Annotated in this window: 7 protein-coding genes; 3 read left to right on the top strand and 4 right to left on the bottom strand. The window is 41.5% G+C overall.

Features of this window, described 5'->3' with window-relative positions; genetic code table 11:
- Positions 1-63: 63 nt before the first annotated feature.
- Together SPB21_RS01580 and SPB21_RS01575 are read right to left on the bottom strand one after the other, a co-directional pair.
- On the bottom strand, positions 64-2,775 hold the full coding sequence (locus SPB21_RS01580) for an NACHT domain-containing protein (protein WP_499865155.1): 2,712 nt from the start codon (positions 2,773-2,775) through the stop codon (positions 64-66).
- A gap of 311 nt (positions 2,776-3,086) precedes the next feature.
- On the bottom strand, positions 3,087-3,590 hold the full coding sequence (locus SPB21_RS01575) for a hypothetical protein (protein WP_499865153.1): 504 nt from the start codon (positions 3,588-3,590) through the stop codon (positions 3,087-3,089).
- A gap of 502 nt (positions 3,591-4,092) precedes the next feature.
- Here SPB21_RS01575 and SPB21_RS01570 point away from each other — a divergent pair.
- The gene (locus tag SPB21_RS01570; RefSeq protein ID WP_499868654.1) at positions 4,093-8,463 is read left to right on the top strand and encodes an NACHT and WD40 repeat domain-containing protein; all 4,371 of its coding nucleotides are present in this window, start codon (positions 4,093-4,095) and stop codon (positions 8,461-8,463) included.
- A gap of 266 nt (positions 8,464-8,729) precedes the next feature.
- Here SPB21_RS01570 and SPB21_RS01565 read toward each other — a convergent pair whose 3' ends face one another.
- Positions 8,730-12,299: a WD40 domain-containing protein gene (locus tag SPB21_RS01565; RefSeq protein ID WP_499865152.1), complete on the bottom strand. Its 3,570-nt coding sequence runs from the start codon at positions 12,297-12,299 to the stop codon at positions 8,730-8,732.
- Between the two features lie 246 nt (positions 12,300-12,545).
- Between SPB21_RS01565 and SPB21_RS01560 the strand changes: the two genes are divergently transcribed.
- Together SPB21_RS01560 and SPB21_RS01555 are read left to right on the top strand one after the other, a co-directional pair.
- On the top strand, positions 12,546-12,791 hold the full coding sequence (locus tag SPB21_RS01560; RefSeq protein WP_499865150.1) for an NfeD family protein: 246 nt from the start codon (positions 12,546-12,548) through the stop codon (positions 12,789-12,791).
- Positions 12,788-13,021: a hypothetical protein gene (locus SPB21_RS01555; protein WP_499865148.1), complete on the top strand. Its 234-nt coding sequence runs from the start codon at positions 12,788-12,790 to the stop codon at positions 13,019-13,021. The genes SPB21_RS01560 and SPB21_RS01555 overlap by 4 nt, the downstream gene beginning before the upstream one ends.
- A 127-nt stretch (positions 13,022-13,148) precedes the next feature.
- Here SPB21_RS01555 and SPB21_RS01550 read toward each other — a convergent pair whose 3' ends face one another.
- Positions 13,149-16,754: a WD40 repeat domain-containing protein gene (locus SPB21_RS01550; RefSeq protein WP_499865147.1), complete on the bottom strand. Its 3,606-nt coding sequence runs from the start codon at positions 16,752-16,754 to the stop codon at positions 13,149-13,151.
- Positions 16,755-16,832 lie beyond the last annotated feature (78 nt).

Genomic DNA, 16,832 nt, shown 5'->3' with positions numbered 1-16,832 from the left:
CCTCAAAAAATCAATAAATAGAGGTGCCCATAAGAAATTACCGTACCATGAGAGTCTAAGCTCCTAATCTCTAATATCAGGCATATTAGATATCATAAGTGAGTTTTCTAAATCTTTTCTAACACTTCGTGTCAGATAGCAGCCGCTATTTAAACAATCAAACAATAGTTTTTGAGAATTGTAATATCGTTCAATATTTCTTTCTTGTCTTCGATTGAACCTCCAACTATGACAAATATCAAAATCGCTAACTAAGACTCTCTTGAGCCTGCTCAGCCATATTTTACTTCGCTCTTTCCACCACACATCCCAAGGAATTCCATCACTTTCTTCTTGACTAGGAAATGGCACTTCGGATATTAGCTGCATTATTACCCCAAAAGTCTCAACATCTGATTGCTTATTCAAACTTTTGAGTAAGCGTAATACGTGGGTTATTGCCGAGTAGAATATACTAAGTTTTTCAGAGGTTTTTACTTCGTTTTCTTCTTTTGAAAAACGTTCATTCAATAACTCAGTGGTTGGGAAAAAACTTTCAAAATTTGCATCAAGCAAATATATTTCTTGGTTAATATCATCTTCTAGACTTTCTGGAGTCAGAGTATCAAGTAGTATTGATTCTGCGTACTCATCTTCATCTTCTATATCAGAGAAGATATTATCATCTTCATCTAGCTCATCATCTTCATCTAGCTCATCATCTTCATCTAGCTCATCATCTTCATCTAGCTCATCATCTTCATCCTCAAGCATATCAGGACTTTCATCAAAGTATGGGCTGTAAAGATTTAAATTCAAATCTTTAGAAATCGAGTAAAGAAGCGTAAGTGTGAAATCCAAATCAAGCAAACGATTGCGTGTTATATCAAATTTTTCATCAAAAGATTTAGAGTTAGAAATAAGGAGCCCAAGTTCATTTAGGTAATCATTACTTTTATTGAGTTTACGTCTATTCAAGGCAGAATTTCTTGCTAGCTCAAAGTAAAATAATCTAACTGCTGCAACTTTAGACTTGGACTTACATAAAAGTGCTTTTTGATTAATCCATTCAAAAAAATCAACTAATTGAGAATCAGACTTCAAGAGATCATCCATCTTCTCCTTCATCAATAGGAAGAGATGATCGGCTCGGTGCAGCATTTCTCCAGAAAGCAAAAATACTTCACGCCACCGTGGTTCAAAAACATGTTCTGAGAGACTCTTCAAACTTAATTGGGTGTCTGTACCAAAGACAATACCTCTAGCAGTAAAGTACTCATGGAATGTCAAATGCGAAAATGAGTAAATCCCTCGTGCTCGTTCAACTAATAGGCCATGTTGAGCTTCGATAGATCTTATTATTGCTTCACTATCAAGATGTAGTGTTTCAGAACTATTTTCAACAGTAGGTAAATTTTGAATATAATCTGATATATAGCTTTCTAAATGCCTCTTTTTGATAAAATACGTTCCTTCATTAAATGTTGACAAGGCAATCTGGCTGAGTAAATCCTCTTTCCCTTTTAGTGAGAGTTTTTTATATATTTGTTCCCTTTCAATATTTCTCTTGGCGTCCCATTTCTTTAAAAGTACATCTAAGCCTTCTTTGTATAATTCATACCGGCTGACTGGAAAATCCGATGTCTCTTCAAACACCAAACAAAGAAGTGTTAATAGTAAAGGATTTGTTGCAATTTCTTGAATAGGCTTATTACTATTCAATTTATTGAGAAATTTTTGGAGACTTTTCCCATCAGTATCACAAAACCACTTTTTTGCAAAACTGGTGATCTGTCTTTCATCAAAATCAGCAATCTCTACTTCTATAAAATTTTCGAATGTGTACTCTTTTGCTGCTATTCGACAGGTAACAATAAATTTATTTTTGTAAAACCGCTCGACGAAACTTTGAATTTCCTGAATTGCTTTGCGGCTGTTATCTTCCTTAACTTCGTCTAACCCATCCAGTAAAATCAAAGCCCCTCCATAGTTTAAGCAATCCATTATTTGTTGAGATTCAATATTTAGATTGCTAAATTGATTTAACAAGTAATCTAACAAATCATTGTTTCTTTTAGATTCTGAAAAACTCTTTAATGTTATGAATATAGGTGCTCTAAAAGTGTTGAAGTTTCCTTCTGCACATTCAATTGCCAAATACTTCAAGAACGTTGTTTTACCTGCTCCAGGCTTTCCAAGAATTACTAACTTACTATATTGTTCTGCGGCTTCTAACGCAGGTAGCCGTTGCTCGACTACGCGACCTAATCCAAAGCGTTCAACTTTTTGAGGATTGCAAATTTGTAAAAGATCATCAATCCCTAAACGTCTTGTATTACTGACTTTCTCCAAGATATTAACATCTACATAGAAATTACTTACTTCGATTGGATGCGTCATATCAAGTATTCGCATCTTTCCACATCTCTCTTTGATGTTTGCGTAAGACTTACCTCGAATATCCTGAATGATTTTTACAATCTCTTCAGTATTAATCGCAGCTCTTTTCTTCAAAATAGGAACATGACTCGTAGAAGAATTAGATATCCTCGCTGCACTACAACCGAGGTCATAAGAATCTTTAACAGTATCTCCGAAGATAAAGGCTTCATAAAAGACTGTAATAAATTCAATAGCTACATCTTCTTCGGTACATGAATCAATGCCAATCAAATAATCAGAATAATCAGAAATCGAGTTTACTTGAGAGTCTGAGTAGCAGTTTTCTAAAAGAACGTATTTTGATTGCTTGGAAAGTAGCCGAAAAAGACTTGATAATAAGTCAGCGTTAGCCACATTTATATTTCCACTTGAGTCTGAGAAACATATCAGTTCTTTTTTAGTTGATTCTCCAAAAAAATGAATGAAGTCAGGCTTGAATTCAAGTGAAAAGCGATATATATCTAAGGGCTCTTTAGCCCATAAAGATTCAATTAAATAGTCCTCTCTTATACTTGCTTTTCTAAAATTTTGTTGAATCTGACGAGCCTTCTCTGCAAGTCTTAACTCGCTACTATTTTGAGGATTTGCTGCTAAGACTAGAATTTTAGTTGGCCCTGAACTGTTGATTTTATCTGTTCCGTGATCTATCGTTGGATGACCACGGCTTATGACTTTTTTACAGCGCTACTAATTAGTCGTCTGAATGTTGGGAAATACTTCTGAAAAAATCTTTCAGTATCTAACTCAGCTTCATATGAAACGCCAATAAATGGTGGGATAGAGGAAATCATTCCCTTCAACTTTGCTTCTGCTGCTGTCTCAGGCTGACTTAGCTGTTCTTTGATTTCCTTTAAAAGTGTGAGGACTTCTCTTGAATATTTTTCAGTTTGAGAGACTTCGATTACCTTGATTTGAGAAATGATTTCTGAGACAACTATTTCAGCATCGTCTTCTGAGATTTGTAACAAAGAATTTGAATGACGTGCAAAAATTGACCAATATTCTTCTTCAAAGGGTAATAACTCTGAGCGTAGATCATCTATTTGTTGTTTGATTCTGACCTTCTCTTCTGGCGCAATCGTAATCAGAATATCCTCTTTCCCAGAAATCTGATTTCGCAAACGTCTTATATTTTTCTCAAGCTGGACTAACCTATCGGATTCTATCATCGGGTTCATGAGTTAACAATTTTTGATACTAGACTTCTTCGAAACTTAAATTTCAGAACACAAACTGATAAGTGGTAAATAAGACTTTAAACTTGGCTTAAGTCCAATTATCTTTAGTATAGTCGACGAAAATCATCAAATGCTTACAGGTGATCATGCTTATCAGCTATACCTGAGCTCAGATTCTTCTTGAATTTGCTACGTAATTGCCGAATTAACATAATGCCCAACAATGCTAATTGAGTTAGACACTATAAACTTGTAATCTCCTACTTATAACTCTGCATCGGTACTAGGCATCTCCTTGCTTCGATAATACCGAATAAGTAGCCTAACCTAAGTATTGAATGTATTTTTTGATGTAAATTGCGAATTGTATAGGTTTGGTCTCCTAGGATTTCCTAGCCTAATTTTAAGCATTGACTCCTTAAAGTTATATACAACCTGTTCAAATTACAAAAAATTAGCTTTCATTAGAAAAACTGGAGTTGAGGAAAGCAGGGTGTTTGGACTCGATAACCTGATAGACATGCTCTTCGATACTGCGGTGGAGAGCATTAGCCGAAATGAGCGGATTATCAAGCTACTCAAGCACCTAAAGCTTGATCCCGAGCACCCGCCAGAGGATTTTCCTGGTGTCTATAGATATGCCCTGGTGGAATACGGGGTAGGCAAGCCCCGCCCTGTACTGGAAATTTTCAGACAGGATAAGATTCAGGCGCTTTTCCGTGAAGCCCTGGAACGCAATACCCCCTCGATCCTGCTTAAAAACGGAGAAGCCTTTCTAGACGATCACCCTCTGCAGGCTGATTTACAGGCCAATAATGTCGATATACGCCGGGAATTCTACGAGTTCGCAGCTGTATTTATCGAAGTTGCCAAACGTACCCGTACCCCAGCCGAAATTCTAGCTGAGCAAAAACTGGACTCCTTGCATCGACAAATTGGTACCTTACAAGAGCGCCTGAGCCGTTTACCCACTCTTGAGGGGATGCGTACCGAGATGGCACGCTTAGCAGCCCAAGATAATCCCGCATTGCCAGCAGGTGAAGCCTTTAGCGCAGAGCAATGCAAGGCATTTGCCCTAGCTCAGCAGATGCGTGGTTGGTTCGAAACGCTGGGCTTTCGTTTTGAATCCCATGAAGTTTGGCAGGATGATTACTTTGAGTGGATTATCAATATCCCGATACGACGGGGACGGTACGATCGCATCCTGGTACGCGGCATTGATGGGGAAGCTGGACTACGAGATGTACAGGATCTAAAGCAAGTAGTTGAAACCCACCGCACTGATGAAGGTTGGCTAGTCACTGCCCGGCGCATTAGTCGGGCTGCCCGCGATGAAGCCAATAAGGAAGAAAATGATGGACTGGGCTGCTATACCCTGGATGAACTCCTTGACCAGGATGCTGACTTTAGTGGTTACCTTAACTGGCTAGAAGCTGAGATTCAAAAACGGGGTATCGCTCAGAAGTATGTGCCGTTGGCCTGTCTCAAGGAAGAAGTTGACCCTGATACTAAACAACGCATCGGTGTCAGCCGTTACGATGATCGCGATGGCTGGATCGATGGCTATATAGACCTTTGGCTAGATGACCCTGCTAAGGAACATATCTCTGTCTTAGGTGAGTTTGGTACGGGCAAGACCTGGTTTGCCCTTCACTATGCCTGGAAAGCCCTTCAGCACTATCGTGAAGCCCAGAAACGGGGGCTAGATCGACCTCGTCTGCCATTAGTGATTCCCCTGCGGGACTACGCAAAAGCTGTAAGTGTCGAATCGTTATTTTCAGAATTCTTTTTCCGTAAGCATGAGATCCCTATTCCTGGTTATTCTGCCTTTGAGCAGCTCAATCGTATGGGCAAACTGTTGTTGATTTTCGATGGCTTTGATGAAATGGCAGCTCGTGTTGATCGTCAGGAGATGATCAACAACTTTTGGGAGCTAGCAAAGGTAGTGGTTCCTGGGGCCAAAGTCATCCTTACCTGCCGTACTGAACATTTTCCAGATGCGAGGGAGGGCAGGGAGCTATTAAATGCAGAACTACAAGCATCTACCCGAGATTTAACTGGAGAGACACCTCAGTTTGAAGTTCTTGAACTGGAAAAATTCAACGATGAGCAAATTTGTCAGGTTTTGGAATACCAAGCCCAACCAACAACAGTAGAACAAATCATGGGCAATCCTGAATTGCTAGATTTGGCCCGTCGTCCTGTATTGACTGAGCTGATTCTAGAGGCATTGCCTGATATTGAAGCTGGTAAGCCAGTAGATATGTCTCGGGTTTACCTCTACGCTGTACGTCACAAAATGGAGCGTGATATTAAAGCTGAGCGTACGTTTACCTCTATGGCGGACAAGCTTTATTTCATGTGTGAACTGTCTTGGGAAATGCTTAGTACTGACCGAATGAGCATTAACTACCGAGAGTTTCCTGATCGTATTCGTAAACTATTTGGAGCCACTGTCGAGGAAGAGAAAAACCTTGATCATTGGCATTACGACATGATGGGACAAACCATGCTGATCCGTAATGCGGAAGGGGATTATACTCCGGCACATCGATCTCTTCTGGAGTTCTTTGTAGCTTATAAATTTGCTGCGGAGCTGGATCTTTTAGCTAATGATTTTATTGAAATAGCTAATCCAGATTACTTCAGAAATCAAGTTGATTTACCTTTGAGCTTTGGACAAAGTCCATTAAGCAAAGCAGTCTGTGACTTGATTCTGCCTATGCTTAATCATGCAAAAAATAGTGAGAAAGCTCTTTTAGAGATCATTGCTGAAACTCGAAATAAGACCTCAAGCGAAGTTAAATTTACAGGTGGAAACGCTGTTACGTTATTACTGAAGCTCAATCCCTTGGCACTTAGTGGCAAAGATCTAAGCGACACTTCTATTTCAGGTTCTGATTTTTCTAATGCATATCTTAGTGATGTTTGCTTAGTCAATGCTGACTTAACTGCTTCTATCTTTTCAAAGAGTTTTGGCTCGATTTTAGAGATTGCTTGTAGTCCAGACAATCATATTGTCGCTGCTAGTGATCGCAGTGGTGGGGTAAGGCTTTGGAACCTTGACAGCAAGCAAGAAATTGCAAGATTTCACCAGGGAGATGTTGATAACCAACATACTTCATGGGTTAGGAAACTGATTTTCACCAAAGATAACCAAAAATTAGTTTGTGCTCGGAATAATGTCATTGATATTTGGGATATTAAAACCCGTAAGTGCATTAAGACTCTGAAAGGACACTCAAGAGAAATCTGTAGTCTGACCCTCAATCCAGATAACTCATTGATCATAAGTGGTAGTAAATTTCCAGAAATGGAGATTAGAATTTGGGATCTTCAGACTGGAACATGCCTCAAATCTCTAATAGGGCATGTAGATTCTGTAAGAGCACTTGCTACAGCAAGAGAAGGAGCACTCCTTATAAGTGGTGGTGCTAGTGAAGATACATCCATTAGAATCTGGGATATAGAAAGTGGTAAATGCCTCAAAACTTGTTTAGGGCATGATAGTTCAGTCCGATGTATTGTCACTCTTCCTAAGAGTGAAAGATTTATAAGTGGCAGCTTTGATTCATTCCTTAAAGTTTGGGATATTGAAAGTGGTGAAAATATTGATACTTGGGTTTCAGAGTCCACATCTGCATCTTTGTTTTCTATGGATGTTAGTCCTAATGAGAAAATTTTAGCAACCGGCAGTAATGACCATATGATAAGGCTTTGGGATATTCCTACTAGAAAGTGTGAACAAGTTATCCAAGGTCATACTGATTGGGTAGAGACTGTCACTATCATTAATGATGGTCAAAATTTACTAAGTGGCGGTAGTGATGCAACTATAAAAATCTGGGATATACCGACAGGAAAAAATATCCATACTTTTCAAGGATGTACCAATTGGGTGTTATCTGTTTCGATTAATCAACGTCAGTCTTGGATAGCTAGTGGCCATGATGATCACACTATTAAAATTTGGAACTTAAGAACCTATAAATGTGAAAAAATCTTGACTGATCATAATGGTTGGGTAGACTACGTTGCTTTCTGCACTGATGGCACTATGCTAGCTAGCTGTGGCGCAGATAATTTAGTCAAAGTATGGGACCTTAAAAAAGGTCGTTGTATTTATACCTTCGAAGGTCATACTGAAAGAATCTGGTCTGTAAGATTTAGCTCAGATCAACATTACCTTGTGAGCAGTGGAAGAGATGGTATTGTCAAATTATGGAGCCTAGATAATGGTGGAGAATGTGTAGGAACCATTCTTGCTCATGAAGGTGCTGCTAATGATGCACTACTGACTCATGACAATAAAAAATTAGTTAGTTGTGGAAGGGATACCTCTATTCGTATTTGGGATGTGAATACCCACAAATGCATTGGTGATTTGAAATGCCATACAGAATCTGTAAATGCTTTATCCTTAACTACCGATGAATCAATTCTTGCGGGCGCGGGCAAAGATCATAAAATTTATCTTTGGGATTTCTCAAAACACGAATTTATAGCTACTTTGGAAGGACATTCAGAAGCAGTTGAAGCAGTTGTTTTTTATCCTGATGGCAAGACCTTAGCAAGTTGTGGAAGAGATAACACTATTAGAATTTGGGATATTGCTTCCTTGAGTTGTACTGCTGTTTTCACAGAACATAGCTCTTGGATTTCATCACTCGCAATTGGTGAAGATGGCAGTACATTGGTAAGTGGCAGCTGGGATGAAACAGTTAAAATTTGGGACACGCTCAAGGGTGACTGTTTACAAACACTCAGTAACAAGCCATATATAAATGCTGATGTCAGAGGTGCTAAAGGCTTACTTGATGCAGATAAAACAGCCCTAAAATCACTTGGTGCGATTTTACAATAAATTTGTTCCTATCGCCGCACTATAGAGCTATCTGCCGAAAGCATTAGCGCAATACCCCTCTGGATTTGACCATCCTTAAACGCTCGTCACGTAACCTGGAGTAAGTGGTCCGTCCTGGCATTATTTTGGAGATCTCTCTATACGTAAACTTCTAAAAGCGCAGTGTAAGGCAACAGAATCCACCTCTACCAAAGCACAAGTAACTAAATTACACATTTTTGGAGCAGGAATAGTAACAGCTGAGAGATTTTTACAGGAGGCTATCGCTAAATTTCTGGAAGTGTTTCGGAAGGGGAATCGACCGCTCCCAACACAATTAGAGAATCTCGCTGTGCATCATTTAAGCCTTTCGCTCCGGTAATGTTGGTGCCTTCATAAGGACGAGGTGCACGCAAAAGTGATTTACATCTTCCGGTCTCAATATCCCAGAGCCGAATCGTACCATCGTTACTACCAGTTGCTAGAACTAGACCATCAGGACTAAAGGTCGCTGAACGAATCCAATCTCCAAAAGTAGAAAATTCGTTTATACAAGCCTGTTGTTGAATATCCCAGAGCTTAATAGTATCGCCGCTTTTGCTAGCCAACTGTCGGCCATTAGGCCTAAAACTCACAAGCCAGACAGGAGCAGAGTGATTAAAAGTATGTACACAAGTTTTCTTTTGAATATCCCAGAGTCGAATTGAAGTATCGAGGCTGCTACTAGCAAGCAATCTGCTGTCAGGACTGAAGGTAATTGACGAGATAGAATCAGAATGGCCTGTGAATGTATAGAGGCAAATCTGCTTTTCAATATCCCACAATCTGACGGTTTCATCCTTGCTTCCGGTAGCAATCCATTGTCCATTTGGACTAAAAGCCACAAACTTAACCCAATCGTTATGGCCAGTAAAAGTGTAGATATGCTTGATTTTCTGAGTATCCCAAAGTTTGAGAGTAGATCTTCTATCACCAGTAGCAATCCATCGTCCATTAGGACTGAAGGATAATGATGTTATCAAATTGTTGGGCTCCGTAAAGATATGGATACATTTTCGCTGTTGGATATCCCATAGTCGAATGGTGTAATCTCCGCTGCTACTGACAATGTATTGACCATTAGGACTGAAGTTCGTGGCCCAGATCCAATTACAATGACCGATAAATGTGTCTACACATTCAAGTTTTTGAGTATCCCAGAGTCGAACAACAGTATCCTCACCGCCAGAAGCAAGCCATCGACCGTCAGGGCTAAATGTCATCACTCTAATTCGATTGGTATAGCCAGTTAATGTATGAACACATTGATACTGCTGAAGATTCCAAAGTCGAATTGTCGCGTCCTCACTACCAGAAGCAAGCATTTTTCCATTTGAACTAAAGGCTAGCGATAATACCCAGTTGTCGTGCTTCGTGAAAGTCTGGATACATAGACGCTTTTTATAGTCCCATAATCGAATAGTATGATCGCCACTACCACTAGCTAAAATCTGACCATCGGGACTAAAGGCAACTGTTCTGACTAGATTTGTATGATCTGTGAATGTATGAATACATTCATGATTTTGAACATTCCAAAGTCGAATAGTGTGGTCTGCACTACCAGAAGCAAACCACTGACCATCAGGACTAAATGCGATTGCTCTGACAGCATTTGTATGGCCTTTCAACACATGAATACATTGACGATTCCGGACGTTCCACAATCGAATTGTGGCATCCTTGCTACAGCTGGCAAACAACTCACCATTAGGGCTAAATGCTACTGACCAAATGACATCAGTATGGCCCTTAAATTTATAAATACATCTATGCTTTTGAATGTCCCAAAGCCAAATCATCGCATCCCCACCGCCAGCGATAAGTAAGTTACCGTCAGGACTGAATGCCACTGACCAAATCGCATTAGTATGTTTTGTAAATTCATAAACACATTCATGTGTTTGAGAATTCCACAAACGAACTGTGGCATCTGCGCTGCCGGTAGCAATCCATTGACCATCTGGACTAAAGCTAACTGATGAGACGAAATCAGTGTGGCCTTCGAGTGTGGAAAACCTTTGAGGCTCGTTGATATCCCATATTCGAACTTGTCCGTTACTATCACCAGTTGCCATAAGTTCTCCGTTTGGTTGTAAAGCAACCGAACCAATTCGGCCAAACAAACGGGTAAAGGAAGAGTTGATAAATGATGTACAAGCTAAGTTGATTTTATGAAGTTGCATTCCTTCTATATAAGCTTGTCTCAATGAAAGATTAGAAAAATCAAAATATGAGACTTTAGGCTGAGTCCGACATAGCATATTCATTAAACTTCCAGCTATGTAACCATTTGGCCAATCCTGATGTTTGCGGATGGTTTTCAGAGATTTATTGACAACCTGCTCTATGTTGTCAATACAATCGATCACAGGTTTCAAAATCAGCCGAATTTGGGTCTCGCGGATATAATCTTTTGTCGTAACTTTAATTAGGGAGTGATTGTGAAACAGATCAAACTGTTGCCTTTCCAGCTCTTTACCTACCCTTTCAACAAAGCGATCAGTGGCAAATTCCATGATCACATTTTGAAGGGTAAACCGCTTACCTGTCGCTTCTATTAAATAGCGATCGCACAATCCCGTTAACGCACTTCGTACATCTCGTTTAGTTACTGGCGGCAACAAATCTTCCATCAACTCCTCTATCCCAACTGGCTCACGGTTAATCGCTAGCCAGAACAAGATAGAACGCTCCAGTGGGGCCAGACGGGTTAGATGCTGGTCCAACAGGCTACGTACATCCTCAAGCGCTGCCCCCTCCTCTTCAAGAAAGTCCTCCACATCCCCCAAATACTCTCGTCGAATAGCCGTAGCTACCAGGTGCAATGCCTGGGGATTACCACTGTAGAGACGAATCAGTTCCTGGCCCTGATTATCTGCATCCTCTAAGTTCAATCCCTTTGCTTTTAGAATTTCCTGTCCAGCTTCGTAATCAATACCCTCTACTGGCCACAAACGTACAGGAAGATGATCTCCTGCCATTAGAGCCAATTCCCGAGGACATTCCCGACTGGTTAGCAGCAGACAGCTTTGATGTTCCGCTCCTCCAATTCGATGAATTAGCTCCCTGTAACCTTCATACCCATCGCGAAATTGCCCTGCTGATTCTGCCTGCAGAATCGATTCCAGGTTATCTAATACCAGCAAACAGCTATGCTCTCGCAAATAGTGAAGTAAACGAATAATGCGTTCGCCCAGGCGCGTTGGCAGATTTATTTCTGTTTCCTGCTGGTTAGACAGAAACTGAATTAGCCGCACTAGAATTTCGTCCAATGGCGGTGCTTCTCGCAAACTGCGCCAGATGACATAGTCAAACTGCTCGTAAATCTGGTCAGCTAATTTTGCGGCCAGGGCCGTTTTGCCAATGCCCCCCATCCCTAGCAACGTTATCAGTCGGCATTGATCCGCCATTACCCATTGGTCTAGGGTCGCCAAATCATCTGTGCGCCCAAAGAAAGTCGCCGTATCTGGTTTTTCACCCCAGTCGATTTTGGTCGTTAAGCAAGTACCTTGAGGAGTTGGCTCACTTTCCACTGATGGTGAGGGCAACTCAGGCAGACCATAATCAGCGGCTTCCAGCGACAGCTCAAATGCTTCAAATATCGTTCGGACCGATACTTCATCTACAGGTGCTGTGCGATCGCGAATTTTCTTAATGGTCTTAATGCTGAGCTTGGCCCGTTCGGAAAGTTCCGCCTGAGTGAAGCGCTTACCGTACTTTTCCTTGTCTTGAGCCGTTGCGATCGAAGCTTCGAGCCGTTCTATCCCTTGCTGGGTTAATACAACACCTCGATATCGCTTGGGGGATCGGCTCATAGGTCTAGTGATGTAGATGGCAACTTTGAAAAATCGGGAACTTAAGGGAAACTTTTCGGCACCTTATCCGATAGTAAGCGATTGCATTAGACCTTGATTTTGGGCTGTAATGCTTATTTGCAGAGGGTTTAGAAAAACCTAATCAAAAATTCTGTCAACTTTCTCTTAAGCCTCCGAAGATCCCTCGAATCAAAAAGGATATTCCCGCATAGTAAGCCTATCGACTTCATTTGCAGGAACATCATTATGAACGGCTTAATCCCCTTCCCCAGCCAAGAACTATCACTATCCCAAAGAAAAGGCAGGATTGATCGCCAGGTCACAGTCCAAAATCCTGGACGAGTTTATTTCTATGCCACCTATTGGCCTGCTCGCTTATCTCAGACCGCTACACTTAACGAACTAAACCCTGGTGACCAGGTTGAAGTAGTTGGTCGAGAAGGCCTTACGCTTTTGGTTAAGCCACTTTCTCAACGGAGCGAATTGTCATGAAACGGCAGCCGAGCAGAAACTGGCTGATGATGCTAACGATCACAGCAGTGAAATATTTTTTGTTGAGTGTGGCAGGTTGCACGATCTCTTATATGGCCTTGGTTGTTCTGAAAATGAGCTTCTTTACTGCAATTGTTGTCTTTTTCCTGGAACAAATTCTGGGAAGAGCATTGATCTTGGTTCTCTGTCTGGTTGCTATTACTGTGATCACTGAGTCATTGAGGTGTTAAATACTGTCCAGTCTTCGAAAGGTATGAAAAACAATCAATCACAATGCCGTCATCATTTCTAAATTAGTTCTACACCTATTTTTAAGGCGGCTCGCCTAACTGAGACGTTTGTGGGAATGAGCTAATCTCATTTATTCACCAAGCTTTCGCAAGAGTAATCAACTGCACCTAAGGTAATCATTGAGATACGTTGAGCCTCTGTTAGACCTTTCACACCAGTGATATTAGTGCCATCGTAAGGGCGAGGTAGTTGCAAAGCTGGATAACATCGCCCTGTTTGCGTATTCCACAGAATAATCTGCCCATCGTTAGTACTTCCAGACAGTGTCATACTATCTGGCGAGAATGACACTGATGTAAACTCGTTGCCTCTTAGCTCTTCAGCTTGCTCTAGGAACAGATGTTTCTTTTGATCTTTTTGAATATTCCAGAGTCGAATTGTTTTGTCTGCACCCCCACTCGCTAAAAACTGCCCGTTAGGACTAAAGGCAACTTTTCTTACCCAGTTAGTGTGTGCGCAAAATTCGCGTATACATTGACGAGTCTTAAGATCCCATAGCCTAATAATCCCATTTTCACCACTACTAGCTAGAAAATTACTATCAGGGCTGAAAATAACAGAGAGTACTCCCGTATCATGCTTATGAAATTTGTATAAAAACTTTTCTTCTCTAATACTCCAAAGTCTAATAGTGTTGTCAGCACTTCCACTAGCCAGGAGCATTCCATCTGGGCTAAACGTTACCGATCGCACCCAGTCGGTATGTCCCTTAAATACTTTTGAACAACAATCATTCTCAATATCCCATAGCCGAATCGTGTGGTCATTACAACCGCTAGCTAGGAATTTATCATCTGGACTAAAAGCTATTGATCGCACCCAATTATTTTGCTCTGTAAACTCATTGTCGCATTGAAGTTTTTGCATATCCCACAAACGAATTATTGAGTCCTCGCCGCTACTAGCAAGGAATCGACCGTTTGAACTAAATGCTATGGATAACACCCCTCTCTTGTGACCCACTAATGCATGAATGCATAATCGTTTCTGGACATCCCAAAGTCTTATGATTCCATCAGCACTCCCACTAGCGATGTACTTACCATCTGGGCTAAAATCCGTGGCCGAGATGCCATTACTGTAACCAGTCAGGATGTACAAACAAAGACGTTTGTGCACATCCCAGAGGCGAATCGTCGAATCTCCATGGGCACTGGCGAGGAAATTACCGTCTGGGCTAAATGCAACTGCCCAACCTCGATGGCTTCTTTCAGCAATAGCATAAAGGTACTGAAACTTTTGAACATCCCAGAACCGAATTGTTTCATCAGCACTACTAGTGACAAGTAACTTGTCACTAGGACTAAAGCTAATAGACCAAATCCAATCAGTATGCCCATAAAATGTATGTAAGCATTTAAATTTTCTGGCATCCCAAATCCGGACTGTTTTATCAGCACTCCCACTAGCAATGAAATGTCCATCTGGACTAAAAGCAATAGATGTTACTTCATCAGTGTGATCTGCGAATGTGTATAGACTTCGATACTGTTTAATATCCCAGATAATAATTGTCTTGTCGGCACTGGCACTAGCTATCAATCTCCCATTTGGACTAAATCCAACTGCCCAAATCCGAGCTTTATGCCCCTCTAAAATTTGAAGGCATTGGCGGTTCTGCACATCCCAAATTCGAACTGCTGAATCGTCGTGCCCACTGGCAATTAGTTCTCCGTTTGGACTGAAAGCTATTGACCATATTCGATGTCTAAATGTCTCAGAGAATTTTGAGGAACTTCCAGTGTGAATATCCCAAATCCTGATCGTGCCATCCACACTACTGCTAGCAAGGACTCCTTCTACAGGACTAAATGCGAGTGACAAAATACCATTTGTGTGTCCGGCAAAACTTTTTAAGCTCTCAAGAGTTATTGAACTCTGTTTCTTCTTGACTTCCCAAATTCGAATTTTACCTCTTCCTTCTCCGCTTGCTAATAGGGTGCCATTATGGCTAAAAGCAATAGTTCTGACCCCATCGAAAATTTCAGTGATTGAAGGAGCAATGAAATTGCTTTCAGACAGATCTACAGAATCAATAGTCATTCCCCTCAAATGTGCTTGTCTGAGAGTTACTTTGGAAAAGTTGGCAGATTGAATTTCAGTTTGGGTTTGGCATATGAGGTTAAATAGATTGCCAGGAATATAGCCGTTTGCCCAATCTGAGTTTTGACGAATTGCTTGTAGTGAATTTCGAATTTGTCGTGCTAGGTCGTGGAGGTGATTGGCTACTGGCAGCAAAATCACTCGCAACTGTGTTTCTCTAACATAGTTTTTGGCAGAAGCTTTGATCAGAGCATGAGTATGCAATAGAGCGAAATTCTGAAGACTGAATTCTTCGATAATACGTTCAATAAATCGATCTGTAGCAAACTCCATAATCACGTTTTGCAGTGTGAACTGCTTGTCCACTGTTTCTATCAGGTAGCGATCGCTCAATCCCCGTAAGGCATTCCTTACTTCCCGTTTTCTTACAGGTGGCAACAAATCGTCCATTAACTCTTCTAGTCCCACCGGTTCACGATTAATAGCAAGCCAGAACAACAGCGTTCTTTCCAGAGATGTCAAACGACTCAGATGCTGCTCTAACAGACTTCTCACATCCTCAACCGTTGTCTCTTCCTCTTCTAAAAAATCATTCACATCGCCCAAAAACTCTCGCTGAACCGCAGTGGCTACCAGATGCAGTGCCTGAGGATTGCCACTGTAGCGAAGAAGCAATTCTTGGACTTGGGGATCTGCTTCATCCAAGTCCAAGCCCTTCGCTTTCAGAATTTCCCGCCCGGCTTCGTAGTCAACACCGCCTACTGACCATAAACGTACGGAAAGATGACTCCCTGCCATCGGAGCTAATTCACGAGGACATTCGCGACTAGTAAGTAACAGACAGCTTTTATGTTTTGCTTCTCCAATCCGGTGAATCAATTCCCCATAACCTTCATACCCGTCTCGGAATTGCCCAGTCGTTTCCGCCTGCAGAATCGATTCCAGGTTATCTAATACCAGCAAGCAGCGATGCTCTCGCAAATAGTGAAGCAAACGAATAATGCGTTCTCCTAGACGCGTTGGCAAATTGATCTCCGTTTCCTGTTGATTGGAGAGAAACTGAATTAGCCGCACTAGAATTTCGTCCAACGGCGGCGCTTCGCGCAGACTACGCCAGATGACATAGTCAAATTGCTCGTAAATCTGGTCAGCCAGCTTTGCGGCCAAGGACGTTTTGCCAATCCCCCCCATTCCCAGCAGCGTCACCAATCGGCACTGATCCGTCATCACCCATTGGTCCAGAGTCGCTAAATCCTCAGTACGTCCAAAGAAAATTGCCGTATCTGGTTTCTCACCCCAGTCGATTTTCGTTGAACACTTTTCCTTAGGTATTGGCTCGCGATCTGCTAATTGTGAGGTCAATTCAGGTAGGCCATAGTCAGCTGTGTCCAGCACTAACCCAAAAGATTCAAATAGGGTTTTTACCGATGTTTCATCTACAGGTGCAATGCGATCTCGAATTTTCTTAATGGTCTTAATGCTGAGCTTGGCCCGTTCGGAAAGTTCCGCCTGAGTGAAGCGCTTGCCGTATTTTTCCTCGTCTTGAGCCGTTGCGATCGCAGCTTCTAGGCGATCTATCCCTTGCTGGGTTAATACAACACCTCGATATCGCTTGGGGAATCGGCTCATGGGGCTGATGCGGTAGATAACACCTTCAAAAAATCGGAAAGTTAAGGGAAACTTTCTGACACATCCTCCGATAGTAGG

Source organism: Leptothoe sp. ISB3NOV94-8A, assembly GCF_043421595.1.
In the GTDB taxonomy this organism is placed as follows: Bacteria; Cyanobacteriota; Cyanobacteriia; order Phormidesmidales; family Phormidesmidaceae; genus Leptothoe; species Leptothoe turfae.
Note: the sequence above shows the minus strand (reverse complement) of the source record. Positions and strands in the feature narration are given on the sequence as shown.

What these genes read in the sequence shown, in the direction of transcription:
- SPB21_RS01575 (WP_499865153.1), bottom strand. Translation starts at nt 3,590, where the DNA reads ATGATAGAATCCGATAGGTTAGTCCAGCTTGAGAAAAATATAAGACGT.
- SPB21_RS01565 (WP_499865152.1), bottom strand. Translation starts at nt 12,299, where the DNA reads ATGAGCCGATCCCCCAAGCGATATCGAGGTGTTGTATTAACCCAGCAA.
- SPB21_RS01560 (WP_499865150.1), top strand. Translation starts at nt 12,546, where the DNA reads ATGAACGGCTTAATCCCCTTCCCCAGCCAAGAACTATCACTATCCCAA.
- SPB21_RS01555 (WP_499865148.1), top strand. Translation starts at nt 12,788, where the DNA reads ATGAAACGGCAGCCGAGCAGAAACTGGCTGATGATGCTAACGATCACA.
- SPB21_RS01550 (WP_499865147.1), bottom strand. Translation starts at nt 16,754, where the DNA reads ATGAGCCGATTCCCCAAGCGATATCGAGGTGTTGTATTAACCCAGCAA.